Raw genomic sequence first — 863 nt, forward strand, 5'->3', positions numbered from 1 at the left:
TATGCGGAGCACCTGCGGTCTTTGGTGGATCTGGCGTCGGTCCGTCCGCTGAAGGTGGTCGTGGACGCGGGCAACGGCATGGGCGGTCACACCGTTCCGACGGTGTTCGAGGGTCTGCCGCTGGAGGTGACGCAGATGTACTTCGAGCTGGACGGGACCTTCCCCCATCACGAGGCCAATCCGCTGGATCCGAAGAACATCGTGGATCTTCAGGCGCGGGTGCTGGCGGAGGGTGCGGATCTGGGTATCGCCTTCGACGGGGACGCGGACCGTTGTTTCATCGTGGACGAGCGGGGTGTCGGGGTGTCGCCGTCGGCGATCACGGCTCTGGTGGCTTCGCGTGAGCTGGCGCGCAACGGCGGGTCGGGCACGGTCATCCACAATCTGATCACCTCCTGGTCGGTGCCGGAGGTGGTGCGGGAGAACGGTGGCACCCCGGTCCGCACGCGGGTGGGTCATTCCTTCATCAAGGAGGAGATGGCGAGGACGGGTGCGATCTTCGGTGGTGAGCACTCGGCGCACTACTACTTCAAGGATTTCTGGAACGCGGACACGGGGATGCTGGCGGCGTTGCACGTGCTGGCGGCGCTGGGTGGTCAGGACGGTCCGTTGTCGGAGCTGGTGGCTTCCTATGACCGTTATGCGGGTTCGGGGGAGATCAACTCGACGGTGGCGGATCAGGCGGGGCGTCTGGCGGCGGTGAAGGAGGCCTTCGGTGGCCGTGAGGGTGTGTCGCTGGACGAGCTGGACGGTCTGACCGTGACGGGTGAGGACTGGTGGTTCAACGTGCGTGCGTCGAACACCGAGCCGCTGCTGCGTCTGAACGTCGAGGCCCGTGACGCGGACACCCTGGCCCGTGTCCG

At 66.2% G+C, this 863-nt stretch carries 1 protein-coding gene; it reads left to right on the plus strand.

Annotated features, from left to right (window positions below; genetic code table 11):
* Window positions 1–863, plus strand: an 863-nt coding sequence (locus tag IG86_RS0138070) for a phosphomannomutase (protein WP_030903166.1), incomplete at both ends; no start/stop codon positions are given.

The sequence above is a fragment of the Streptomyces virginiae genome (genome assembly GCF_000720455.1).
GTDB classification, from domain to species: domain Bacteria; phylum Actinomycetota; class Actinomycetes; order Streptomycetales; family Streptomycetaceae; genus Streptomyces; species Streptomyces virginiae.